The sequence below is a fragment of the Cellulomonas gelida genome (assembly GCF_006538725.1).
GTDB classification, from domain to species: domain Bacteria; phylum Actinomycetota; class Actinomycetes; order Actinomycetales; family Cellulomonadaceae; genus Cellulomonas; species Cellulomonas gelida.
The window spans coordinates 22,508-45,387 of sequence record NZ_BJLQ01000007.1 but is presented as its reverse complement, the minus strand read 5'-3'; the positions used below and the strand labels follow the sequence as shown (position 1 = coordinate 45,387).

The 22,880-nt window shown below is 72.8% G+C and carries 11 protein-coding genes; all 11 read left to right on the top strand.

Going from position 1 to position 22,880, the window contains the following annotated elements; all coding sequences use genetic code 11:
• Positions 1-99: 99 nt before the first annotated feature.
• The 11 genes from CGE01nite_RS04890 to CGE01nite_RS04840 all read left to right on the top strand — a co-directional run bounded on the left by CGE01nite_RS04890 (position 100) and on the right by CGE01nite_RS04840 (position 22,764).
• Positions 100-807: a ThuA domain-containing protein gene (locus CGE01nite_RS04890; protein WP_141369325.1), complete on the top strand. Its 708-nt coding sequence runs from the start codon at positions 100-102 to the stop codon at positions 805-807.
• Between the two features lie 16 nt (positions 808-823).
• On the top strand, positions 824-1,870 hold the full coding sequence (locus tag CGE01nite_RS04885; protein ID WP_141369323.1) for an extracellular catalytic domain type 1 short-chain-length polyhydroxyalkanoate depolymerase: 1,047 nt from the start codon (positions 824-826) through the stop codon (positions 1,868-1,870).
• A 79-nt stretch (positions 1,871-1,949) separates the two neighbouring features.
• Positions 1,950-3,515, top strand: coding sequence for a DUF7059 domain-containing protein (locus CGE01nite_RS04880; protein ID WP_229747486.1), 1,566 nt, complete (start codon positions 1,950-1,952; stop codon positions 3,513-3,515).
• Between the two features lie 128 nt (positions 3,516-3,643).
• A complete protein-coding gene (locus CGE01nite_RS04875; RefSeq protein ID WP_141369321.1) occupies positions 3,644-4,897 on the top strand; it encodes an efflux RND transporter periplasmic adaptor subunit in 1,254 nt (417 codons plus the stop codon).
• Positions 4,890-5,663: an ABC transporter ATP-binding protein gene (locus tag CGE01nite_RS04870; protein ID WP_141369319.1), complete on the top strand. Its 774-nt coding sequence runs from the start codon at positions 4,890-4,892 to the stop codon at positions 5,661-5,663. The genes CGE01nite_RS04875 and CGE01nite_RS04870 overlap by 8 nt, the downstream gene beginning before the upstream one ends.
• Positions 5,660-6,892 (top strand): ABC transporter permease, encoded by a 1,233-nt coding sequence (locus CGE01nite_RS04865; protein ID WP_141369317.1) that lies wholly within the window; start codon positions 5,660-5,662, stop codon positions 6,890-6,892. Before CGE01nite_RS04870 ends, CGE01nite_RS04865 begins: the two co-directional genes overlap by 4 nt.
• Before the next feature lie 58 nt (positions 6,893-6,950).
• Positions 6,951-7,958, top strand: a complete 1,008-nt coding sequence (locus tag CGE01nite_RS04860) for a DUF5666 domain-containing protein (protein ID WP_141369315.1) — start codon at positions 6,951-6,953, stop codon at positions 7,956-7,958.
• A complete protein-coding gene (locus CGE01nite_RS04855; protein ID WP_170210896.1) occupies positions 7,951-10,143 on the top strand; it encodes a permuted SH3 domain-containing protein in 2,193 nt (730 codons plus the stop codon). Before CGE01nite_RS04860 ends, CGE01nite_RS04855 begins: the two co-directional genes overlap by 8 nt.
• 160 nt (positions 10,144-10,303) lie before the next feature.
• Positions 10,304-11,131 carry a pyrroline-5-carboxylate reductase gene (proC, locus tag CGE01nite_RS04850; protein ID WP_048343151.1) on the top strand — a complete coding sequence of 276 codons (828 nt, stop codon included), beginning with the start codon at positions 10,304-10,306 and terminating at the stop codon, positions 11,129-11,131.
• Positions 11,132-11,314: 183 nt separating this feature from the next.
• On the top strand, positions 11,315-15,865 hold the full coding sequence (locus CGE01nite_RS04845) for an immunoglobulin-like domain-containing protein (RefSeq protein WP_141369311.1): 4,551 nt from the start codon (positions 11,315-11,317) through the stop codon (positions 15,863-15,865).
• Between the two features lie 353 nt (positions 15,866-16,218).
• Positions 16,219-22,764 carry an Ig-like domain repeat protein gene (locus CGE01nite_RS04840; RefSeq protein ID WP_141369309.1) on the top strand — a complete coding sequence of 2,182 codons (6,546 nt, stop codon included), beginning with the start codon at positions 16,219-16,221 and terminating at the stop codon, positions 22,762-22,764.
• Positions 22,765-22,880: the final 116 nt, after the last annotated feature.

Here is a 22,880-nt window from a genome sequence, read left to right as displayed (position 1 = left end):
CGTGGCACCGCACCAGGTGCCGCGCTCTCGTGCTCCCGGTACGGGTTCGGGCGCAGGAGGTCTTGCGGGCCCAGGTGAGCGGCGTGGTTGGCTGGGGGCATGGCGACGGTGCTGGTGCTGGCGGGTGCGGGACGGTACAGCGACCCGTGGCACGACTGCGCCGCGCAGGCGGACGAGGTCGCGCAGGTGGCGCGTGCGCTCGGCCACGAGGTCCGCGTGCGCAGCACGCACCCCGCGACGTTCGACGAGCCGGGGCTCGACGAGTGGGCGCCGCAGCTGCTCGCGGTGGTCGCGGCGGGCGACCCGGCGCACCGCGCGGACCCGGGACCGGAGGCCGGCGAGTGGCGCCGCTTCCACGACGCGCGCCAGGCGCTCGTCGACGGCGGTGCCGCGGTGCTCGCGCTGCACGAGTCGTCGTACGCGTTCGGCGACGACCCGCGGTGGGCCGCGACGATCGGCGGCCAGTGGGTCGACGCCCGCTCGTGGCACCCGCCGTACGGCCCGGCGACATTCCGCGTCGTCGACGACGAGCACCCCGTCACCTGGAGCCTGGGCGAGGTCACGACCGAGGACGAGCGCTACGCCGACCTCGTGGTCGCCGACGAGGCGCACGTGCTCGTCGTCGCGGACGTCACGCCCGACGAGGCGCACGGGCACGGCACGGCGGGCGCGCACCCCGTGGTCTGGACGATGCCCGGCACGACGAGGGTCCTGTACGACGCGCTCGGCCACGACGCCCGCGCGCTGTCGAGCCCGTCGCGCCGGGCGCTGCTCGCGTCCGAGCTGTCCTGGCTCCTGCAACGCTGACGACCGAGGGGTGCCGATGAGAACCGGGAGGCGGCGGCTCGTGGCCCTGACCGCGGGCGCGGCGCTCGCGCTGGGCCTCGTGGGCTGCACGACGTCCGACGACGCGACGACCGACCGTGCGACGGCGGACTCCGCAACGGCAGACCGCGCGGCGACCGACCGCGCGACGCGCGGCGAGCAGACCGACGAGGCGACCCCCGCCGCCACGACCGGCACCGGGGCGTTCACGCACGTGTTCGACTTCGGCTCCAACCCCGGCGGTCTGAGCATGTACCAGTACCTGCCGGCCGAGCTGGCGGACCCGGCCCCGGTCGTCGTCGCGATCCACTACTGCTCGGGCTCGGCGCAGGACTTCCGCACCACGGGGATCGAGCAGCTCGCCGACTCGCAGGGCTTCGTCGTCGTCTACCCGCAGGCCGACCGGCTGGGCCACTGCTTCGACGTGTCCTCGACCGCGAGCCTCACGCGGGACGGCGGCGGCGACTCGCAGAGCATCGCGCAGATGGTCGAGCAGGTGCAGGGCGCGCACCACACGGACCCCGGGCGCGTGTTCGTGTTCGGCTACTCGTCGGGCGCGATGATGACCGAGGTGCTCTTGGCCGCCTACCCGGACGTGTTCGCGGCGGGCGCGGCGTTCGCGGGCGTCCCCGCGGGCTGCGCCGCGACGTCGGACCCGCCGCCGGGCCCGCTGCGCCCGGTCCCGCGCACGCCGGAGTGCTGGGGCGGTCAGGTCGATCACACGCCGCAGGAGTGGGGCGACCTCGCGCGCGCGATGGACCCCGCGTGGACCGGCCCACGACCACGCGTGCAGCTGTGGCACGGCACCGACGACGCCGTGCTGCTCTACCCGAACTTCGGCGAGGCCGTGGAGCAGTGGACGAACGTGCTCGGGGTCTCCGCGGAGCCGGTCTCGACCGTGGAGCTCGACGGCGGGTGGACGCGGACGCGGTACGGCGCGGACGGCGACCAGCCGCCCGTCGAGGCGTTCAGCCTGCAGGGCGGGACGCACACCTTCGCGGTGGACGTCGCGGCGATGGCCCGGTTCTTCGGCCTCGACGACTGAGCGAGCAGGCCCGAGACGGCCGGCCCGGGACAGGGGCGCAGCGCGGCAGGTGCGCGCGCCGCTCGGGGAAGATGGGGGAGTGGATGCTCCCCTGAACGCCCCGGACCTGGTCGATGCGCTGCGGGCCGACCTCGACGCCGTCGGGTACGACGTCGAGCACGTCGAGTCGGTGCTCGGCCCCGTGGCCGCGGGTGCGCTGCACCGCGCGGAGGTCGTGCCGGCGCTGCGCGCGACCGACACGGCGCTCGCGCTCGGCGGCGGCGACGAGGCGGTCGCGGTCCTCACCCGCCTGTTCGTCCTGGGCGTCTCGACCACGCGCGGCCGGCTGGACCGTGCGCTCGCCCGGCTGGGCACGGACGGCGCGCAGCGCCTCGGGCTCGTCACGACCGCGGGGCAGGCGCCCGACGACGAGGTGCGCGCACTCGTCGACCTGCGCCCCTACGCCGCCGTCGACGGCCGCGGCGAGGCGACCTGGTGGCTCGCGTCCGACCTGGGCGAGCTCGCGACAGGGGGCGCGCTGCGCACGGACCACGTGCTCGGGGTGGGCGGCGCCTCGACGACGCTCGCGCAGGTCACCGTGCGCGACGAGCGCGCGCGAGGCCTCGACCTCGGCACGGGCTGCGGTGTGCAGGCGCTGCACGCGTCGCGGCACGTCGGGCACGTCACGGCCACGGACATCTCGCGGCGCGCGCTGGGCTTCGCGCGGTTCAACGCGGCGCTCGCGGGGATCGGCGAGGACCGGCTCGCGCTGCGCGAGGGCTCGATGCTCGAACCGGTCGCGCACGAGCGGTTCGACCTCGTCGTGAGCAACCCGCCGTTCGTCATCACGCCGCGGCGCGCCGACGTCCCGTCGTACGAGTACCGCGACGGTGGCCGCGCGGGCGACGACCTGGTGCGCGACCTCGTCGTCGGGGTGGCCGACGTGCTCGAGCCCGGCGGCGTCGCGCAGCTCCTGGGCAACTGGGAGGTGCGGCGCGGCGAGCCGTGGGACGCGCGCGTGGGGCAGTGGCTCGACGCGTCGGGCCTGGACGGGTGGGTGGTCCAGCGCGAGCTGCTGGACCCCGCGCAGTACGCCGAGACGTGGATCCGGGACGGCGGCACCACGCCCGAGCGGGACCCCTCGGGGTGGGCGCTGCGTTACGGCGCGTGGCTCGACGACTTCGCGAGCCGTGACGTCGCGGCGGTCGGGTTCGGCGTCGTGACGCTGCGCAAGCCGCACGACGAGGCCGCCCGGGGCGCGCGGCTGCGCCGCCTCGAGGAGGTCACCGGGACGGTCCAGCAGCCGCTCGGGCCGGTGCTCGCGGCGTCGCTCGCGGCGCACGACTGGCTCGCCGCACGCGACGACGACGCCCTCGCGCGCGAGCGCCTGCAGGTCGCAGGGGACGTGACCGAGGAGCGGTACCTCACGCCGGGTGCCGCGGACCCGCAGGTCGTCCTGCTGCGCCAGGGCGGCGGGTTCGGACGCACGGTGCAGGTCGGCACCGCCGTGGCGGGGCTCGTCGGGGCGTGCGACGGCGAGCTCGCGGTCGGCCAGATCGTCGGAGCGCTCGGCGCGCTGCTGGGGACCGGCGCCGAGGCGGTCGCGGCCGAGGTCCTGCCGACCGTGCGCGGGCTCGTCGAGGACGGCCTCCTCCTGCCCGCCTGACATCACCGTTCTGCGGCATTCGCGCAGGCCAGAGCGCCGCGCTCCCAGTCTGCTCACAGGTCCGTCACATCCTCACCCCAGGTCCCTTCCCTACGTTCTGGCCCGGAACGTTCGGAGGAAGGGTGCAGATGTCTGCTCGGACAAGGCGTCGGTGGGTGCGCGTCTCGGTGTCCGCCGGCGCGGTGGTGGCGCTGCTCGCCGGCGGTGCGTGGTGGATCTGGTGGCGCGACGCCGGGCCGGCCGAGGCCGACGAGGTCACGACCCAGACCGTGCAGGCGAGCCTGACGACGATGGAGAAGTCCGTCACCGGCACGGGCACGCTCACCCCGACGGTCAACGAGAGCGTGTCGTTCGCGGTCTCGGGCACGGTGACGTCCGTCGCGGTCGCTGTCGGCGACACCGTCACGGAGGGTCAGGAGCTCGCGACGGTCGACACGCTCGAGCTCAACGCGGACCTCCTGGACGCCAAGGCGACCCTCGTCTCGGCGCAGGCGACGCTCGCGAACGCCGAGGACGACGACGACGGCTCCGACGTCGCGCAGGCCCAGGTCGACGCGGCGGCCGCACAGGTCGAGGTCGCCCAGGCGCGTTACGACGACGCCGCCGAGGCGATGGACGACGCGACCCTCGTGGCGCCCGCCGCGGGCCTGGTCACGAGCGTGGACCTCGAGGTCGGCGACGTCGTGACCGGCAGCGGCTCGTCGAGCGGCGGGGGCGGCTCGACGGGTGGGGCGTCCGGCGGGGCGGGCGGCACGACGAGCACGTCGACGGCCTCGTCGGCGCAGTTCGTGATCGTCGGGACGCAGGCGTGGGAGGTCACCACGAGCGTTGACGAGTCCGACGTCGCGCTGGTCGAGGTCGGCGACCAGGTGGAGATGACCTCCGACGACCTCACGGAGACGCTGTACGGCGTCGTGACCGAGGTCGGGCTGGTCTCGAGCAGCACGACGAGCGTGGCGTCGTTCCCCGTGACGATCGACGTGACGTTGCCCGAGCAGACGCTGCACGACGGCGTGAGCGTGGACGTCGAGATCATCTACGAGCGCCGTACCGACGTCCTGACGGTGCCGTCGCTCGCGGTGACGCGTGCCGACGACGGCACGTCGCAGGTCACGAAGGCCGGCGACGACGGCGCGACGCAGACCGTGACGGTCGAGACCGGGGCGTCGTCCGGCACCGTGGTCGAGATCACCTCCGGGCTGAGCGAGGGCGACTCGGTCGTCGTGCAGGTCGCGCCCGCCGGCCGCGGCAACGGCACCGGCGGAGGCACAGGGGGCGAGCAGGGCCAGTTCCCGGGCTCCGGCGGCAGCGACGGCCAGATGCCGCTGCCGCCCGAGGGCTTCGATTTCGGGGGCGCGGGCGGTGGGCCGCGCAATGGCTGACCTGTTCCCGCCCGCGTCGACGCTCGACGCCGGCCACCCGGACCCGGCGGTGGACCACCCCGTCATCGAGCTCACGGGCGGCCGCAAGACGTACCGCACGGGATCGATCGAGTTCGAGGCGCTACGTGGCGTGGACCTGCGGATCGACCGCGGGCAGTACGTCGCGATCGTCGGGCCGTCCGGCTCGGGCAAGTCGACGCTCATGAACGTCCTGGGCTGCCTCGACACGCTCACCGCCGGCGAGTACCGGCTCGCGGGCGAGGACGTCGCCCAGCTCGACGAGGTCGAGCTCGCGCAGGTCCGCAACCGGCGCATCGGATTCGTGTTCCAGCAGTTCCACCTGCTGCCGGCGCTGTCCGCGCTGCGCAACGTCGAGCTCCCGCTGCAGTACCGGCGCGTGCCGGCCGCCGAGCGTCGGGCGCGCGCCACCGAGGCGCTCGAGCGCGTCGGGCTCGGCGACCGCCTGGACAACCGCCCGGGCGAGCTGTCCGGCGGCCAGCAGCAGCGCGTGGCCGTGGCGCGTGCGCTCGTCGGCGACCCGGACCTGCTCCTGGCCGACGAGCCCACCGGCAACCTGGACTCCACGTCGACGCGCGACGTGCTCGCGCTGCTCGACGACCTGCACGTGCAGGGCCGCAGCATCGTGCTCATCACGCATGAGCCCGACGTGGCGCAGCGTGCGCAGCGCGTCGTGCACGTGCTCGACGGGCTCGCGCAGGAGGAGCGCCGGCCGTCGGCTGCCCGGCGGACGGAGGAGCGGGCATGACCTGGACCGAGACCCTACGGACCGGGTGGTCGGCGATCCGCAGCCACGGCCTGCGCTCGTCGCTCACCGTCCTCGGCATCCTCATCGGGATCGCGGCGGTCATCCTCACCGTCGGCCTCGGCCTCGGCACGCAGAAGGACGTGTCCGCGCAGATCAGCGCGCTGGGCTCGAACCTGCTGATCGTCACGCCGGGCTCGAGCACGTCGACCGACGGCACACGCGGCGGGTTCGGCTCGGCCGCGACGCTCACGCGCACCGACGCCGACGCTCTCGCCTCCGAGGTCGCCGCGCCGGACGTCGCGGGCGTCGCCGCCGAGAAGCAGACGAGCCTGTCGCTCGAGGCGAACGACACCAACTGGACGACGACCGTCACGGGCACGACCGAGCGCTGGCTCGAGGTGCGCTCGCGCGCCCTGTCGTCGGGCGAGTTCCTGACCTCGGCCGACGACGCCGAGCGAGCCGCGGTCGTCGTGCTGGGTGCGCAGACGGCGACCGAGCTGTTCGGCCGCACCAACGTCGTCGGCCAGACCGTGACGATGTCCGGGACGGACTTCACGGTCGTCGGCGTGCTCGCCGAGCAGGGCGCGAGCGGCGACGCGAACCTCGACGACCTCGCGGTCGTGCCGCTGTCGACCATGGCCGAGTCGCTCGTGGGCGGCTGGCAGCGCAACGCGCTGTCGACGATCTACGTGCAGGCCGCGTCGTCCGACCAGCTCTCGGCCGCGTCGCAGGAGGTCACGACGATCCTGCTCAACCTGCACGGTGCGACCTCGAGCGACTCGGCGGACTTCACGGTCGCGTCGCAGGACTCGCTGGTCTCGACGGCCACGGCCGTCTACCGCACGCTCACCGTCCTGCTCACGGGCATCGCCGCGTTGTCGCTGCTCGTCGGCGGGATCGGCGTCATGAACATCATGCTCGTGTCCGTCACCGAGCGGACGCGCGAGATCGGCCTGCGCAAGGCCCTCGGCGCGCCGCCGTGGGCGATCCGGCGGCAGTTCCTGGTCGAGGCGTCGGTGCTCGGCCTCGGCGGCGGTGTGCTCGGCGCGGCGCTCGGCATCGCCGCAGCCACCTGGCTGCCGGACCTGCTCGACACGTCGATCGTCGTGTCCGGAGCGGCCGTCGCCGGATCGGTCGCGATCGCGGTCGGCATCGGCCTCGTCTTCGGCGTGTACCCGGCGACCCGCGCCGCACGCCTCGCCCCCATCGACGCCCTGAGGGCCCAGTGACCGCGGCCCGCGCGAGAACCACCCCGACCGTGCGAGCGCCCCGACAGGAGAGATCCCGATGAACCCCCGACGCACGACCCGCCCGCTCCTCGTGCTGCTGACGGCGGCGACCACCGCGCTCACCCTCGCGGCGTGCGGAGGCGGCGGCAGCTCCGACGCCGCGACGCCGACACCGCAGAGCACCGCGACGCAGGGCACGGAGCAGCAGCCGCCGGACGCGCAGGGCCAGGGGCCTGGTGGCGGCGTGAGCGGTCAGGTCGTGCACGTCGGCGACCAGCTCATGCAGGTCCGCGACGACGACGGCCAGACCGCCGTGACCTGGACCGACGACACGACCGTGCAGGTCACGACGACCGCGGACCTGTCGGCCGTGACGGTCGGCTCGTGCGTGACCGCGACGAGCGGCGGCGGGCGTGTGCCGAGCGACGACGACGAGGTCGCGACGCCGTCGACCGACGAGGACCCGGTCGCCACGACCGTGACGGTCTCGCAGCCCGTCGACGGCGCGTGCGCCGCCGGCCCGGGCGGCGCGTTCGGGCCGGGCGGCGGCGTGCCGACCGACCTGCCCACCGACATGCCGAGGCTCGAGGGCGACGCACCCGGTGACCGGCCGACCGACCTGCCGACCGACCTTCCGGGCGGGGCCCCGGACGAGGGCGGCGGCGCGTCGGGCGGGATGCCGGGCGGCGCGTTCGGCGGCGTCACATCGGGCGCGGTGACCGCGGTCGACGGCTCGACGATCACGGTCGAGACGATCGCGCAGGACGGCACGACGAGCAGCGCGACCGTCACGGTCGACGACTCGACGACGTTCACGACCACGACCGCGGGCGACGCGAGCGCGCTCGTCGTCGGGCAGTGCGCGACGGTCCGCGGGACGGCCGACGAGAGCGGCAAGGTCGCGGCGACGAGCGTCGTCGTCTCGAGCCCGGGCGACGACGGCTGCACGCGCGGATTCGGGGGCCGCGGCCCGGGCGGCGCGCGCCCGGGCCAGGACGACCGGCCGGGCGGCCAGACCGGTGAGCAGACGGGTGAGCAGCAGGATGAGCAGGGCAGCGATGACTGACCGGCGCGGGCGTCCGCGGCGGCGGGTGCTGGGCGTGGTCGCGGGCGCGACCGTGCTGTGCGTCGCGGGCGGCGGGGTCGCGCTCGCGCTCGCGGGCTCCGACGCGACGCGCTACCGCACGGCGACCGCCGAGCTCGGCTCGGTCGCGCAGCAGGTCGCGCTCACGGGCACGGTCGCCTCGGCGACGCGCCGCGACGTGGCGTTCTCGGTCGGGGGCACCGTGGGCTCGGTCGAGGTCGCGGTGGGCGACGAGGTCGCGCCCGGCGACGTGCTCGCGACGATCGACGACACGGACCTGCAGCAGGACGTCGACGACGCGACCGCCACGCTCGCGGACGCCCAGCAGCGGCTCGAGGACGACCTCGAGTCCCAGACCACCAGCACGTCCACCGCCAGCACGTCCTCCACGGGTGTCAGCACGACGAACGCCAGCACGACGAGCGCCAGCACGACGAGCGCCACCACGACGAGCAGCGCCGCGAGCGCGAGCACGACGAGCGGCGCCGGAGAGGTCGGTGGGGTCGTTCCCGCGGCCTTCGTCGTCCCGACGAGTGCGTCCTCGCCGACGCCTCCCGGACCGGGCGACCCCAGCGACCCCGGCGAGGGCGAGCTGCCCGCCGAGGTGCAGGCCGCGCTCGACGACGTCGCGGCGGCGCAGGAGGACCTGCTGACGCGCTACGACGAGGCGTCCGACCTGCTCGCGGCGAGCGAGGACGGCCTCGGCGCGGCCGCGCTCGTGTGCCAGCAGCTGCTCGACGCGCCGAGCGGGTCGCCCGCGACGGGCGACGTCCTGACGCTCACGCCGGGCACGGTCGCGGCGGGGGGAGCGCTCCGCGTCGACGCGACCGGCACCGTCGCGGGCACCGAGTACCAGCTCGTGCTCGTGTCGTCGGGTGCGGTGCTCGCGACGCTGACCGCGTCGGGCTCGTCGTTCGCGACGGCCGTGCTGGTCCCGTCGGGCGTGCAGGGGACCGACGCGGTCGCGCTCGTCGGCCCGTCCGGGACCGTGTCGTCGACCTCCCTGACGGTGACCGCCGCGGACGCGACGTCGCTGCCGGACGCTCTCGTCGCGTGCCAGGGCGCGGTCACCGGCGTGCTCGGCGACCAGCAGGACGTCGCCGAGGCGCAGCGCGCGCTCCTGGACGCGACGACCGCGCTCGACGACGCGCTCGACGCCCTCACGCAGGCCGTCCGGAATGCGACGACGCCCACCGATCCCACGGACCCCACCGACCCGACGGACCCCACGCACCCGACCGACCCGACGCAGCCGACGGACCCGGCCCAGCCCACGCCGGGAGCCCCGACGACGCCGGCGCAGCCGAGCGACCCGTCGACGCCGGGTGACCAGAGCGGGACGCCGGGCGGCGGCGAGTCCGGCGGGTCGGTGGAGCGGGTCGCGACCGCGGCCGACGTCCTGGCCGACCGTGCCGCGATCGAGCTCGCGCAGGCACGGCTCGACGTCGCCGAGAGCTCGCTGCGCCTCGCGACGCTGACCGCGCCGATCGGCGGGACGGTCGCGGCCGTCTCGATCGCCGAGGGCGCGGCCGTCACGGCGTCGTCGACGTCGGCGCTCGTCACGATCATCGGCGGTGACGGCTACGCGGTCACCACCTCGGCGACGCTGAGCCAGGTGGACCTGCTCGCGGTCGGGCAGAGCGCGCGCGTCTCGGTCCGGACGACGGACGAGCCGCTGACCGCGCAGGTCACGTGGATCGGGCTGCTCAACACCGAGTCGTCGAGCTCGACGCCGTCCTACGCGGTCGACCTCGCGATCGACGCACCGGCGGGCGGCGCCGTGACGCTGTACGACGGCTCGTCGGCCGAGGCGACGGTCGCGGTCGCGGACGGCGAGCAGGTGCTCACGGTCCCGACGTCCGCGGTGCACGTCGAGGGAGGGACGACGACCGTGGACGTGCTGCGGGACGGCACGCCCACGAGCGTCGAGGTGACCACGGGTGCCGTGGGTGCCGAGCGCACCGAGGTCACCGAGGGCCTGTCCGCGGGCGACGAGGTGGTCCTCGCGGACCTGACGCGGACGATCGTCTCGGACGACGCGTCGTCGTCGGCGGGCCTGTCCGGTCTCGGTGGCGCGACGCCGCAGGACTCGAACCGGGGCCCGGGCGGCGGGCAGCCCCCGGCCGGGTTCACCGGCGGCGGCTTCGCCGGCCCGCCGGGCGGCTGAGCCACGGGTGGCGGCTAGGCAACGGAGGCGGCTGAGGGACCCGAGGGTCGATAGGCTCGCGCGCGTCGCCGTGTCCTGACCGCCACGACGACGAGGGTGCGCGGCGGACGAGCGGCGCGCGACGAGCTCCGGTGCGCCGGTGACGAGGGGTGGCACGACGATGACCGAGCAGCAGCGTGGCGGGACGAACGCGGCGGTCGCCGTCCTCGGCGGCGGGGTCATGGGCGAGGCGCTGCTCTCGGCGCTCCTGGCGGGGGGCTGGCCCGCGCACCAGGTCGAGGTCACGGACCAGTCGCCGGAGCGGGTCGAGGCCCTCGCCGCGCGCTACGGCGTGCGCGCCGGCAGCTCCAACGCGCAGGCGGCGCAGCGTGCCGACGTGGTGCTGCTCGCGGTCAAGCCGAACGTCGTGCCGGCGGTGCTGACGCAGATCGCATCGCAGCTGCGCGGCGGCACGCTCGTCGTGAGCGTCGCGGCGGGCGTCCCGATCGCGACGTACGAGCAGCACCTGCCGGCGGGGACGCCCGTGGTGCGCGTCATGCCGAACACCCCGGCGGTCGTGGGCAAGGGTGCGAGCGCGATCGCGCCGGGCACGCACGCGGGCGAGGGGCACCTGGTCCTGGCCGAGCGGATCCTGGCCGCGACGGGGCTCGTCGTGCGCGTCGCGGAGAAGGACCTCGACGCGGTGACCGCGATCTCCGGGTCCGGCCCCGCGTACGCGTTCTACCTGATCGACGCGATGGCCGAGGCGGGCGTGCTGCTCGGCCTGACGCGTGACCTCGCCACGCGCCTCGCGGTCGCCACGGTCGAGGGTGCGGGCGCGCTGGCTGCGCAGGGCGAGCACCCGGTGGTGCTGCGTGAGCGGGTCTCGTCGCCGGGCGGCACGACCGTCGCGGCGGTCGCCGAGCTGGACGCGCACGGCGTGCGCGCGGGCGTCGTCGCGGCCGCGCGCGCGGCCCACGACCGCTCGAAGGAGCTCGGCCGCTCCTGACGCGTGCCCGGGCCGCACGCCCGACGTTCCCCTGTCCGGGTGGTTCCGGGCGTGTTCGGGTCACGTTCAGGACACGGCGCTAGGCAAATTGTGAGCGCTCACATAGGGTCCATCGCGACGTTCCCATTCCCCTTGGGTTCCGCCACCGCGCCGGCAAAGCCGCCGGCCGACCGAAGGATGTCGATGACGATTCCTCGAGCGGCCACAGCCGCACTGACCACACTCGCGTTGACCGCGGGCACGATGGCGGGGCTCGTCCTGCCAGCGTCTGCCGCGGCCCCCACGCAGGACCTGATCGCGCACTACGAGTTCGACGAGACCACGGGTGCCACCGTGGTCGACTCCTCGGGCAACGGCCACGACGGCACCGTCGTCGGCACGCCCACCTGGACCCCGGCCGGCCTGCAGCTGTCGGGCGCCCCGTCCAACGCCAACTACGTCCGCCTCCCGGACGGCCTGCTGCAGGGCAAGGCCGCCGCGACCGTCTCGGTGCAGGTCAAGGCCGACGACGCCGCCAACACCACCGACAACTTCCTGTGGAGCTTCGGCGGCGCGTCGCAGAGCAGCGGCTCGGGGACGGGCAACTGGTTCGTCGGCCCCAAGAACGCGCTGCGCACCACGGTCACGCCGAGCCACTGGACCGGTGAGCAGAGCGCGACGTGGACGGGCAACCGGCTCACGCCGGGCAAGTGGCAGAACGTCACGGCCACGATCGCCCCGAACGACGGCGTCGCGACCTCGACGCTCAAGCTGTACGTCGACGGCACGCTCGTCGCGACGAACCCGGCCGTCACCACGAGCCCGGCGACGCTCGCGGACCACACCCGCAACCGCCTGGGCGGGTCCGCCTACGACGGTGACCGCGGCTTCCCCGGCACCTACGGCGAGACGCGCGTCTACGGCACGGCCCTGACGGCCACCGAGGTCGCCGACCTCGTCGCCGAGGACGGCGCCGACGCCGCGGACAAGCTCCTCGCGGGCCTCGACCTGGGCAGCACGTCCGCGGTCGTGTCCGACCTGACGCTCCCGACCGGCGGCCTCACGTGGACGACGAGCGCGGCGGGCGTCGTGACCGCGGGCGGCGTCGTGACGCGGCCCGCGCAGGCCCAGCCCGACGCGACCGCGACGCTCACGGCGACGGCGACCGTCTCCGGCCAGGTGCGTACCCGCACCTTCGAGATCACCGTCAAGGCCCTCGCCGCGGGTGAGGACCCGATGCCGGCGACGTCGGACCTGCGCTCGTGGTTCCCGCTGAACACCTCCTACCCCGGCACGCCGGCGTTCGGGACGACGACGTTCGTCGGCGCGACGAACACCCCGGTGTGGACCTCCACGCACGTGGACCTCACGGGTGGCGGCTACATCGCGAACAACTCCGCGGCCGGGCTCGGCCTGACGACCTCGTCGACGTCGTCGTTCGACGCGTACCTGCCGTCGAACGCGACCGGCACGGTGAACAGCACGCTGTTCACGATCGGGAGCAACGCGACCACGAACAACCTCTCGCTGCACCCGTTCTACTCCGACGGCAAGCCCGCAGCGGTCATCCGCATCGGCAATGCGGTCGTCGCGACGGCGCAGCTCACCGCGCCGTTCCCACGCGACGTGTGGACCCACGTCTCGCTCGTGCTCGACGACACGGCGGACACCCTGACCGTCTACCTCGACGGCGTGCAGGCGGCCCAGGCGACCGGCGTCACCGCGACCGCGGCGACGATCGGCACGTCGGTGCTCCGCTTCAACCGCGAGGGCTGGGGCTTCTCGAACCTGCCGGCCAAGTTCCGTGACCTGCGCGTCTACGCCGCGGCCACGCCGGCGTCCGGGGCCCGTGCCCTGGCTCGCCAGAACGCGCAGTTCGCGTTCGACCAGCTCATGGCGTCGATCGCGATCCCCGCGCTCGCCACGAAGGACCTCACGCTGCCGGCGTCGCCGTCGGTCACGTGGACCTCGTCGGACCCGGCGGTCGTCTCCACGTCGGGCGTCGTCACCCAGCCCGCGCCCGGCCAGCCCGACGCGGAGGTCACCCTGACGGCCGCCACGAACCGCGGCGGTCTGGCGCTCTCGCGCGAGTTCGACGTGACGGTGCCGGCCGCGCTCTCGGCCGGCGAGAAGGTCGCCGAGGACGCTGCCGCGCTCTCGGTCCTGCACGCCGACAGCATGCGCAGCATCACGACGCTCGCCGACGCGGGCGCGGAGTTCGGCTCGGACATCACGTGGAGCACGTCGGACGCGACCGCGGTCGCGCTCGTCACCGACGACGGGACGGTCTACGCCGACCCGCAGCGCGCCCCGTACGGCTACGACGCGCGCACCGCGACGCTCACGGCCACGCTCGAGCTCGACGGCGCCACGCTCGACGTGCCGTTCGACGTCACCGTCCCGGCGATGCCGCGTGCGGTCGACGACGAGGGCTACGCGTTCGCGTACTTCACGGCCAACACCGTCGCGGGGGAGAACATCTACTTCGCGGCGTCGGACGGCAACAACGCGCTGGCCTGGGACACGCTGAACAACGGCAACTTCGTGCTGACGTCCCAGTTCGGCGAGAAGGGCCTGCGGGACCCGTTCATCATCCGCTCGCACGAGGGTGACAAGTTCTTCCTCATCGCGACCGACCTGTCGATCGGCCGCAACGGCGACTGGGGCCGGGCGCAGCAGTCGGGCAGCCAGTACATCGAGGTGTGGGAGTCCACGGACCTCGTCAACTGGTCGCAGCAGCGGCACGTGAAGGTCTCGCCCGACACGGCCGGCATGACCTGGGCACCCGAGGCGTACTGGGACGACGAGCGGGGCGAGTACGTGGTCTTCTGGGCCTCGCGCCTGTTCACCGACTCGACGCGCACGACGTGCATCACGACGGCGAGCGGCGCCGGCTGCTACGCCCGCATGATGTACGCCACGACGAAGGACTTCGTGACGTTCTCCCCGGCGCAGCTGTGGCAGGACACGGGCGCCGCCCGGATCGACACCACGGTGCTCAAGGACGGCGAGCACTACTACCGGTACACGAAGGACGAGGGCGGTCAGACCGGCTGCGTCGACATCATCGCGGAGCGGTCCACGTCGCTGACCCAGGTCACGACGAAGGCCAGCGCGGAGGCGAACACCGGCTGGACGCGCGTCGCGTCGTGCGTCGCGCGGAACTCCGGGTTCAACGCCGCGGTCGAGGGCCCGACGGTCTTCAAGGCCAACCCGGGTGACACGTCGCCGTACGACTACTACCTGTACCTCGACAACTACGGCGGCTCGGGCTACTTCCCGCTCGGCACCAACGACCTCGCGTCGGGCACGTGGACGCGAGCGACGGGTCAGCTGCCCGGCCAGCCGCGCCACGGCACGGCCATGCCGGTCACGCTCGACCAGTGGCAGACGCTCACGGGCGCGACGGTCGAGCAGACCGCCACGACCTCGGCGCTGACCTTCTCCAAGGTGACGCGGCAGGCGTCGGCGACGGTCACCGCCACCGACGGCTACCAGGTCGGCGGCAAGGTGACGTTCGCGCTCGGCGCGTGGTCGACGACCGTGCAGCTGACGCCCGCCCAGGGCAGTGCGACGGCGACGGCCACCGTCCCGGCGGACCTCCTCGGCGAGCTGACGGCGACGTTCTCGGGCACGGCTGAGCTCGCCGCGGGCGCGCCCGCGACGTTCGAGGTCACCCCGGCGCAGCCGACGGGCCTGGAGCTCACGACGCTGCCCACCACGAGCTACCTGGTCGGCGACGCCCTGAGCCTCGTGGGCCTCGCCGGGACCGTCACGTTCGACGACGGCACGTCGCGGACGATCGGTGCCGCCGACGTCACGGCCACCGGGTTCAGCTCGACCTCGGCGGGAACGCGCACCGTCACGGTGTCGTACACCGCCGAGGGCGCCACGGTGACCGCGACGTACGTGGTCACGGTCGGGCTGGTGCCGGGCACGCCCACGGCGCTCGCGCTGACGACGCTGCCGAAGACCGCCTACGAGATCGGTGAGGCGCTGAGCCTGACCGGGCTCGTCGGCACCGTCTCGCTCGCGGGTGGCGACACCGTCACGGTGGGGGCGAACGACGTCACGGCGACCGGCTTCAGCTCGGCGACGACCGGCCGCAGGACCGTCACCGTGTCCTACACGGCGATGGGCGTGAAGGTCCGGGCGACCTACACGGTCACGGTCGTGAAGGCGGCGTCCCGCACGACGCTCACCGCGTCGGCGACGTCGGTCGCGCACGGCGGCAAGGTCACGCTCAAGGCGAAGGTCACGAGCGCGATCAAGCCGACCGGCACGGTCTCGTTCTGGTCCGGCGGCAAGCGTCTCGCCACGGCGAGCCTGTCCAACGGGTCGACGAGCGTGAAGGTCACGCTCAAGGGCGTCGGGACCAAGCGCATCACGGCGGTCTACAACGGCGCGGCCAAGGTGGCCACGAGCTCGTCGTCGGCCGTGACCGTCAAGGTGCGCAAGGCGAAGGCCACGTCGATCGCGGTCACGAGCTCGACGTTCACCAAGGGCACCCGCCCGCAGGTGGTCGTGCGCGTGGGCAAGCTCGACAACGGTGCGTACCCGGTCGGCAAGGTCGCGATCCGCTACGGCGACGCGACCAGCACCGTCACGCTGCGCGCCTCCGCCCAGGGGGTCGTGAAGCTGACGCTGCCGAAGTCGCGCACCACGGCGATCAAGGTCAAGGCGACCTTCCTGCCGAGCGACCCCGCGAACGTGGCGTCGCGGACGTCGGCCTGGAAGACCATGACGCCTCGCTGACCGAAACCCACAGAAAGTGCCGAGCGCGGTCGTGATACGGCCGCGCTCGGCGCATTCTGGCGGCGCTCAGCCGGAAGACGGAAAATCCCGAAAACCATTGCGGTCCCGCCTCGCCGATGGTTGACTTCGGCCACCGGCGTCTTCGTCCCTCACCGAGAGGCCGGCGAACGACTCGTCGCAACGACGCGGCCGCAGTTGGGCAGCGCCTCGCCGTGACGAGAAAGCCACACGTTCCCGAACGAGAGGACTGGGTCATGCCGCGCTCCACGAGGGGCTCAGCACGTCGATCCACCACCCGCAGGAGACTCGTCGCCGGCAGTGCTGCCGCGGCGGTCGTCGCCTCGTCGATCGTCATGCTTCCCACGGCCGCCCACGCGGCCGGCCCGGTGCTGCCGGGCAACGAGTCGGACATCGGTGTCTACACGAACGGCGAGAGCCACGTGATGGACATCGGTGACCCGACCTACAACTACGAGTCCGAGGTCGCGGCCCTGCTCGAGCCCGGCGTGCCCTACACGGCCGACTCGATGCACCAGAGCATCTTCGAGAAGGACCTCGCCGCAGGCCAGAACGACTTCTACCTCGACCGCGTGCTCGGAGTGCGGGGCGCGATGGGCGCCAACGTGCTGCAGACCCGCGGGCGCAGCCTGTACATGCGCGGCGCCTCGAACGCGAACTTCACCACGATGGGCTTCGCCGGCTCGGCGTTCGCGGGCGGCCCCAACAACCTCGGCAACTTCTACACGATCACGGTCCCCGGCCAGACGATCTCCGAGGTCAACGCGCAGCGCTTCAACGCGCCGAGCCACATGTCGGACCGCTACACGATCGGCACCACCGGGGTCAGCGCGGACCTCAAGAAGTTCATCACGTACGACAACGTGGCCGTCACGACCCTCGACCTGACGAACCCGGGCACCGAGGACGTGACCTTCACGGTCCGTGCCGCCTCGCCGATCGCGACGGGTACCACCGACGCGGACGACGAGCTCGTCGGCACGCGCAACCTCACGTCCGGCTCGAACAACGGCCTGGTCGACACCGCGTGGAGCAAGATCACGGTCGGCCTCAAGGCCGGCGGCTTCACGCCCAACGGCACGAGCCTCGAGCGTGAGGTCACGGTCCCGGCCGGCGGCGACCTCGAGCTCTCGGTCGTCGGCGTCCTCTACTCGGACGACCTGCCCGAGTCGAAGGCCAGCTTCTACGAGTACGCCGCGATGGGCGCCGACGAGGCGTTCTCCACCGGTGTCACCGAGTTCCACCGCCGGTGGGCGCAGGACATCCCCTACATCGACGTGCCGTCGCCGGCCGTCGAGAAGGCGATCGTCTACCGCTGGTGGGGCGAGCGCTACAACACCCTCGACACCAACTCGTCGGGCTACGTCTACCAGTACCCGACGACGATCGAGGGGGTGAACCTCTACCAGAACTCGGTCGTCCTCACGCAGCCCATGCACCTGCAGGACACCAAGTGGATCCGCACGCCGTACCTGGCGTACGGGCAGATCCTCAACATGGGTGAGCTCTCGGGCTCGTCGGCGTTCCTGGACAGCCCCGGGCACACGAGCTGGAACAACCACTACTCGCAGTACACCGGCACCGCCGGCCTGGAGGCCTACAAGGTCCACGGTGGTGGCGCCGAGATCGCCGAGCGCTTCGCGAGCTACTTCAAGAACGACGGCATCGGCCAGCTCGAGCACTACGACGGCAACGACGACAACCTCATCGCCTACGACACCAACTACATGCCGGGCAACGACTCCGACGCGATCAGCTTCGGCTTCCCGAAGGCGAACGCCACGGCGCCGGGTGCGCGCACCATCGAGCGCCCCGAGTCGGCGTACGTCTGGGGCGACTTCAACGCGGCCAAGGAGCTCTACGAGATCGCCGGCGCCGACGCGTCGGTCGTGACGGAGATGGGCGACAAGGCCGACGACATCCGCGACGCGATCCTCGACCGCCTGTGGAGCGAGGACATGCGCATGTTCCTCGCCGGCACGTCCCACGGTGCGGTCTCGGGCGCGTCGTCGAACGGCAAGGCGAACCCGCTGCCCGTCGAGGCGCGCGACCTGATCCCGGCGAAGGAGTCGAACCTCTACGACGTCTACGCCGAGAACCTGATCCCGTTCGAGGACGCCGACCAGTACGTCGACGGCTTCCGCTTCCTCAACTACGGGGACAACTTCCCGATCTTCCCGTTCTACACGGCCAACCAGTACGACCGGGCGGCCTACGCGATCGGTGGGTCGAACAACTTCTCGAACATCAACTTCACGGTCCAGTTCCGTGGCGTGCGTTCCGCGCTGCGGCACTACGACCCCGACCACAAGTACGTCACGCCCGAGTACGCCGCACGCCTGCTCGACTGGATGGCGTGGAGCACGTACCCGAACGCGGACCTGCGCGTCCCGAACCAGGCCGAGTACTACTCGAACTGGAACCCGACGACGAAGACGTACAACCGCAACAACCCGAACCACATCATGCTCGGCAACATGAACTACATCTACGTCGAGGACATGGGCGGCATCCAGCCCCGGTCCGACGACAAGGTGGAGCTCTGGCCGATCGACCTCGGGTACGACCACTTCATGGTCAACAACCTGCGGTACCACGGCAAGGACGTCACGATCGTCTGGGACGAGGACGGCAGCCACTACGGCCTCGGTGCGGGCTACAGCCTGTTCATCGACGGTGAGCGCAAGGCCGCCACGGACGCCCTGGGCCACTTCGTCTACGACCCCGAGGCGAACACGGTCGACGCGATCGACGACGTCGAGGTGACGTTCGTCGCCGCGGCGGGCGCCGACGTGCCGACGGCCGTGGACACCGCGATCGACGACGACCGCGTCGTCAGCTACCTCAAGACCGCGGGCATCGACCTCGAGGAGTCGGCCACCAACCTGGCCGCCACCGCGACCCTGTCGTCGTCCGCGACGCAGGACGGACCCCGCTCGACGCCGTGGCGCAACTTCCACACGCCGGGCTGGAGCACCTCGTCGATGAACTACACGCCGGGGGCCATCGCGACCACCGAGCGTCCCGTGTCGCTGGCCGCCGTGAACGACGGCGAGACGGTCAACGAGCCCTACTGGGGCAACCACGGCACGGGCGACACCAGCGGCTACGTCGAGCTCGACCTGGGTGCGGCGAAGTCGTTCGACAACGTCAAGGTCTGGTTCGTCAGCGACCGGCAGGCCGGCGGCTACAAGGAGCCGGCGAAGTACCAGATCCAGGTGCCGGACGGCGAGGGCGGCTGGACGGTCGTCCCAGACACGTTCAAGGCGCCGAAGATCACCGGCCCGAAGTTCAACGAGGCGCTGTTCGAGACGGTCACGGCCGACAAGCTCCGTGTCACGTTCACCAACAGCCCGGGCTTCGCCACGGCCATCTCGGAGATCCAGGTCTTCGACTCCGGCCGCGACGTCCCCGAGGTCGTCAACGACGCACCGACGGTCACCGCGACGCGCGACACGAGCAAGGACGGCAACCTGTCGACCACCCTCGTGGCGACCGTCACGGACGACGGCATCCCGGACGAGGGCGAGCTCACCTACGGCTGGACCACGGTGTCCAAGCCCGAGGGTGCGGCGGTCATCTTCGCGAACGACCGCGCGCTGAGCACGCTCGTGACGGGCACGGTGGCGGGCGAGTACGTGTTCCGCTTCACCGCGCACGACGGTGAGCTCACGACGACGCGCGACGTCACCGTGACGCTCGCGACCAAGGAGATGGTCGCCGAGTTCGGCTCCATCGCGACCATCACGACCACGGGCACCGCGTCGTGGGAGGACCACACGAAGGTCAACCTCCCGACGACCCCGACGAGCTCCAACCCGGGCACCAACCAGGGGTGGGGCACGTGGGGTCTGCCGAACAGCGGCCTCTCCGTGGCCGCCGCGGCGGCGATCACGTACACGTGGCCCTCGCCGGTGCTCCTGACGTCGACCGACATCTACTGGTACGACGACAACGGCGGCACGCGCATGCCGCGTGCCGACACGTGGGCGCTCGAGTACACGACCGACGGCACCACGTGGCAGCCGGTCACGCTGACGAACGGCTCGACGTACGCCGCCTCGCTCGTCCGCAACCGCTACAACCACCTCGACTTCGAGGCGGTCAAGGCCACGGCGCTGCGCGTCCGGATCTTCGGTCTGCAGGGTTCCGCGGGTGGCACGGGCATCGTCCGCTGGCGCGCGAACGGCGACACGGTCGACACCGTGGCGTCCCCGGTCATCATGCGTACGCCGACCGGGACCGTGCCGGAGCTCCCGGCCGAGCTGGACGTCGTGTACTCGGCCGGCGAGCGGGACGTGCTCCCGTTCGCGTGGCAGGAGATCACGCCGGACATGGTCGCCGAGACCAACGTCGAGCCGTTCGTCGTCTACGGGACGAACTCGGCGTACGGGCTGATCGCGGAGGCGCGCATCTACGTGCGTCCCGAGAACTCGACCGGCGGCATCTCGATCCAGGGTGCCGAGCAGTTCGCGCAGACCGTCTGGCAGGGCGAGCAGCCGGTGCTGCCCACCCGCGTCGCGGTGTCGTACAACGACGGCTCGCGTGACAACCAGGCGATCGGCGTGGACTGGGACTTCGACGAGGAGATCGTGAACACCCCCGGTGTCCACGAGATCCGCGGTGACCTGGTGCTGCCGGACTACGTCAGCTCTGCGGGCACCGTGGCGACGACCCTGACCCTCACGGTCAAGGCACCGCCGTCGGTCGAGTCCGTCGCGGTCGTCCCGGCGTCCACGCGAGCGCTGGCCGGCACCACGGTCCAGCTCGAGGCTGACGTCACGACGGTCTCCGAGGCGAGCGCCGAGGTCACCTGGACCGTGGCGGGCGCCCAGTCCGCCGGCACCACGGTGAGCGAGACCGGTCTGCTCACGATCGCCGCCGACGAGGCTGCCGCCCCGCTGACGGTGACCGCCACGAGCGTGTTCGACACCTCGAAGTCGGGCTCGGCGACCGTCACGGTCGTCACCCCGCCTCGGGTCGAGGCCACGCTGCCGGCGGGTGTGAGCCTGCTGGACGGCTGGAACGACGAGCCGTTCGAGGTCACGCTCACGACGGCCGCTGACGCGACCGTCCAGTACCGGCTCGACGGTGGGCAGTGGACCACGTACACGTGGCCCGTCGCCATCGACGAGGGCCGGCACACGCTGGTCTACCGGGCCCTGTGGGAGGGCGCGGTCGTGGCCGGGTCGCAGGAGACCTTCGTCGGCGGTGTCGACGTGGTCGGCCCGACGACGACGGCGACGACGACACCGGCCGACGGCCGGGGCACCGTGCTCGAGCCGGTCACGGTGGTCCTCACCGCGACCGACGAGGGCGTGGGCGTGTCGCACTCGCAGTACCGGATCGCTCCGGAGCTCGCGTGGCGCAACGCTCCCGCCGAGGGCATCGTCCTCGACGAGGCCGGCACGTCCGTCGTCGAGTTCCGGTCGCTCGACCGGTTCGGCAACGTCGGCGCCACGGGCTCGACCCAGGTGACGATCGAGGCCGCGAACGACCTCGCCCGTCTGGTGCTCACGGCCGACAAGTCCGCGATCGCCAAGGGTGACCCGATCGGGGCGCGCGTCGAGGGCTTCGCCCACGACGGCACCTCCGTCGGCGACCTCACGTCGGACGCGGTCATGACGACCGACATCACGACGGTCTGGGAGAACGGCACGTCGACCTTCAGCCGGTACCGGTACGCGCTCACCGCGACGTACACGTGGACCGACGAGCGGGACGTCGTCCGGACGCTCACGAGCAACACCGTCACGGTCGAGGTCTTCGACGCCCAGGCCCTGCTGGCTGCGATCAGCGGCACGCCTGCCGTCGGTGAGACCCTGACTGCGATCACGCTGCCCGACTGGCCGACCACGTTCCAGTGGCTGCGTGACGGGCGTCAGATCGAGGGTGCCACCGGTGCGACCTACACCGTCACGGCCGACGACGCAGGCTCGAGCCTGAGCGTGCGGGTCGACGTGGCGGCGGCGGAGTTCACGACGTCGAAGACGTCGGAGGCCGTCGAGGTCGCCAAGGTCGCGCCGGTGCTGTCCGCTCAGCTGCGGGCTGCCTCGGTGCCGACGACCGGAACGGTGACGGTCGACGTGACGGTCGAGGCCGCGGGCATCAGCTCCGCGGGTGGCACCGTGACGGTCGTGGCGGGCAACCGCAGCGCGACGGGCACGGTCGTGGCGGGCACGGCGAGCATCCAGCTCCCGGCTCCCGCGGCGGGCACGCACGCCGTCTCGGTCGTCTACCACGGCACGAGCCAGATCGCGCAGGCCACGGCCGACGCGGGCACGCTCACGGTCACCAAGGCGACTCCGGGCGTGGTGGGCAAGCTCGCGGCGACCAAGGTCACCACGGGCCAGAGCGGCAAGGTCGCCGTCACGGTGACGGCGGCCGGTGTCACCGGCCCGACCGGCAAGGTGACGGTCAAGGCCGGCAGCAAGTCGGTGTCCGTCACGCTCAAGGCGGCCGACAAGGGCAAGGTGACGGTCACGTTGCCGAAGCTGCCCGCCGGCAAGCACGCGGTCTCGGTGGTGTACGCGGGCGACGCGCTGGTCGCGGGTCGCACGGTCTCCGCCGGAACCCTCACGGTCACCAAGGTCACGCCGATGGTGAAGGCGACGCTGGTCCAGAAGACCATCTCTGCCTCCGTCAAGGGCAAGGTCTCGGTGCAGGTCAGCGCGGCGGGCATCACCGGGCCGACCGGCACGGTGACCGTCACGGTGAACGGCAAGAAGGTCACCCGGACGCTCAAGGCCTCCGACAAGGGCCGGGTCGTCGTGACGCTGCCCAAGCTCGGCAAGGGCACGTACAAGGTGGCCGTCTCGTACGGCGGTGACGCCATGGTGAGCTCCGCGAAGGCAGCGTCGACGACGCTCGTCGTGAAGTGACCCTGGTGCACCGGTGAGACGTGGGTGGGACGGGCCGCGAGGTCCGTCCCACCCACGTCCTTCACCCCGGTGTTGGCGCCCCGCGGGCAGCCCTGGAGCCGTACGGTACGTAGGGA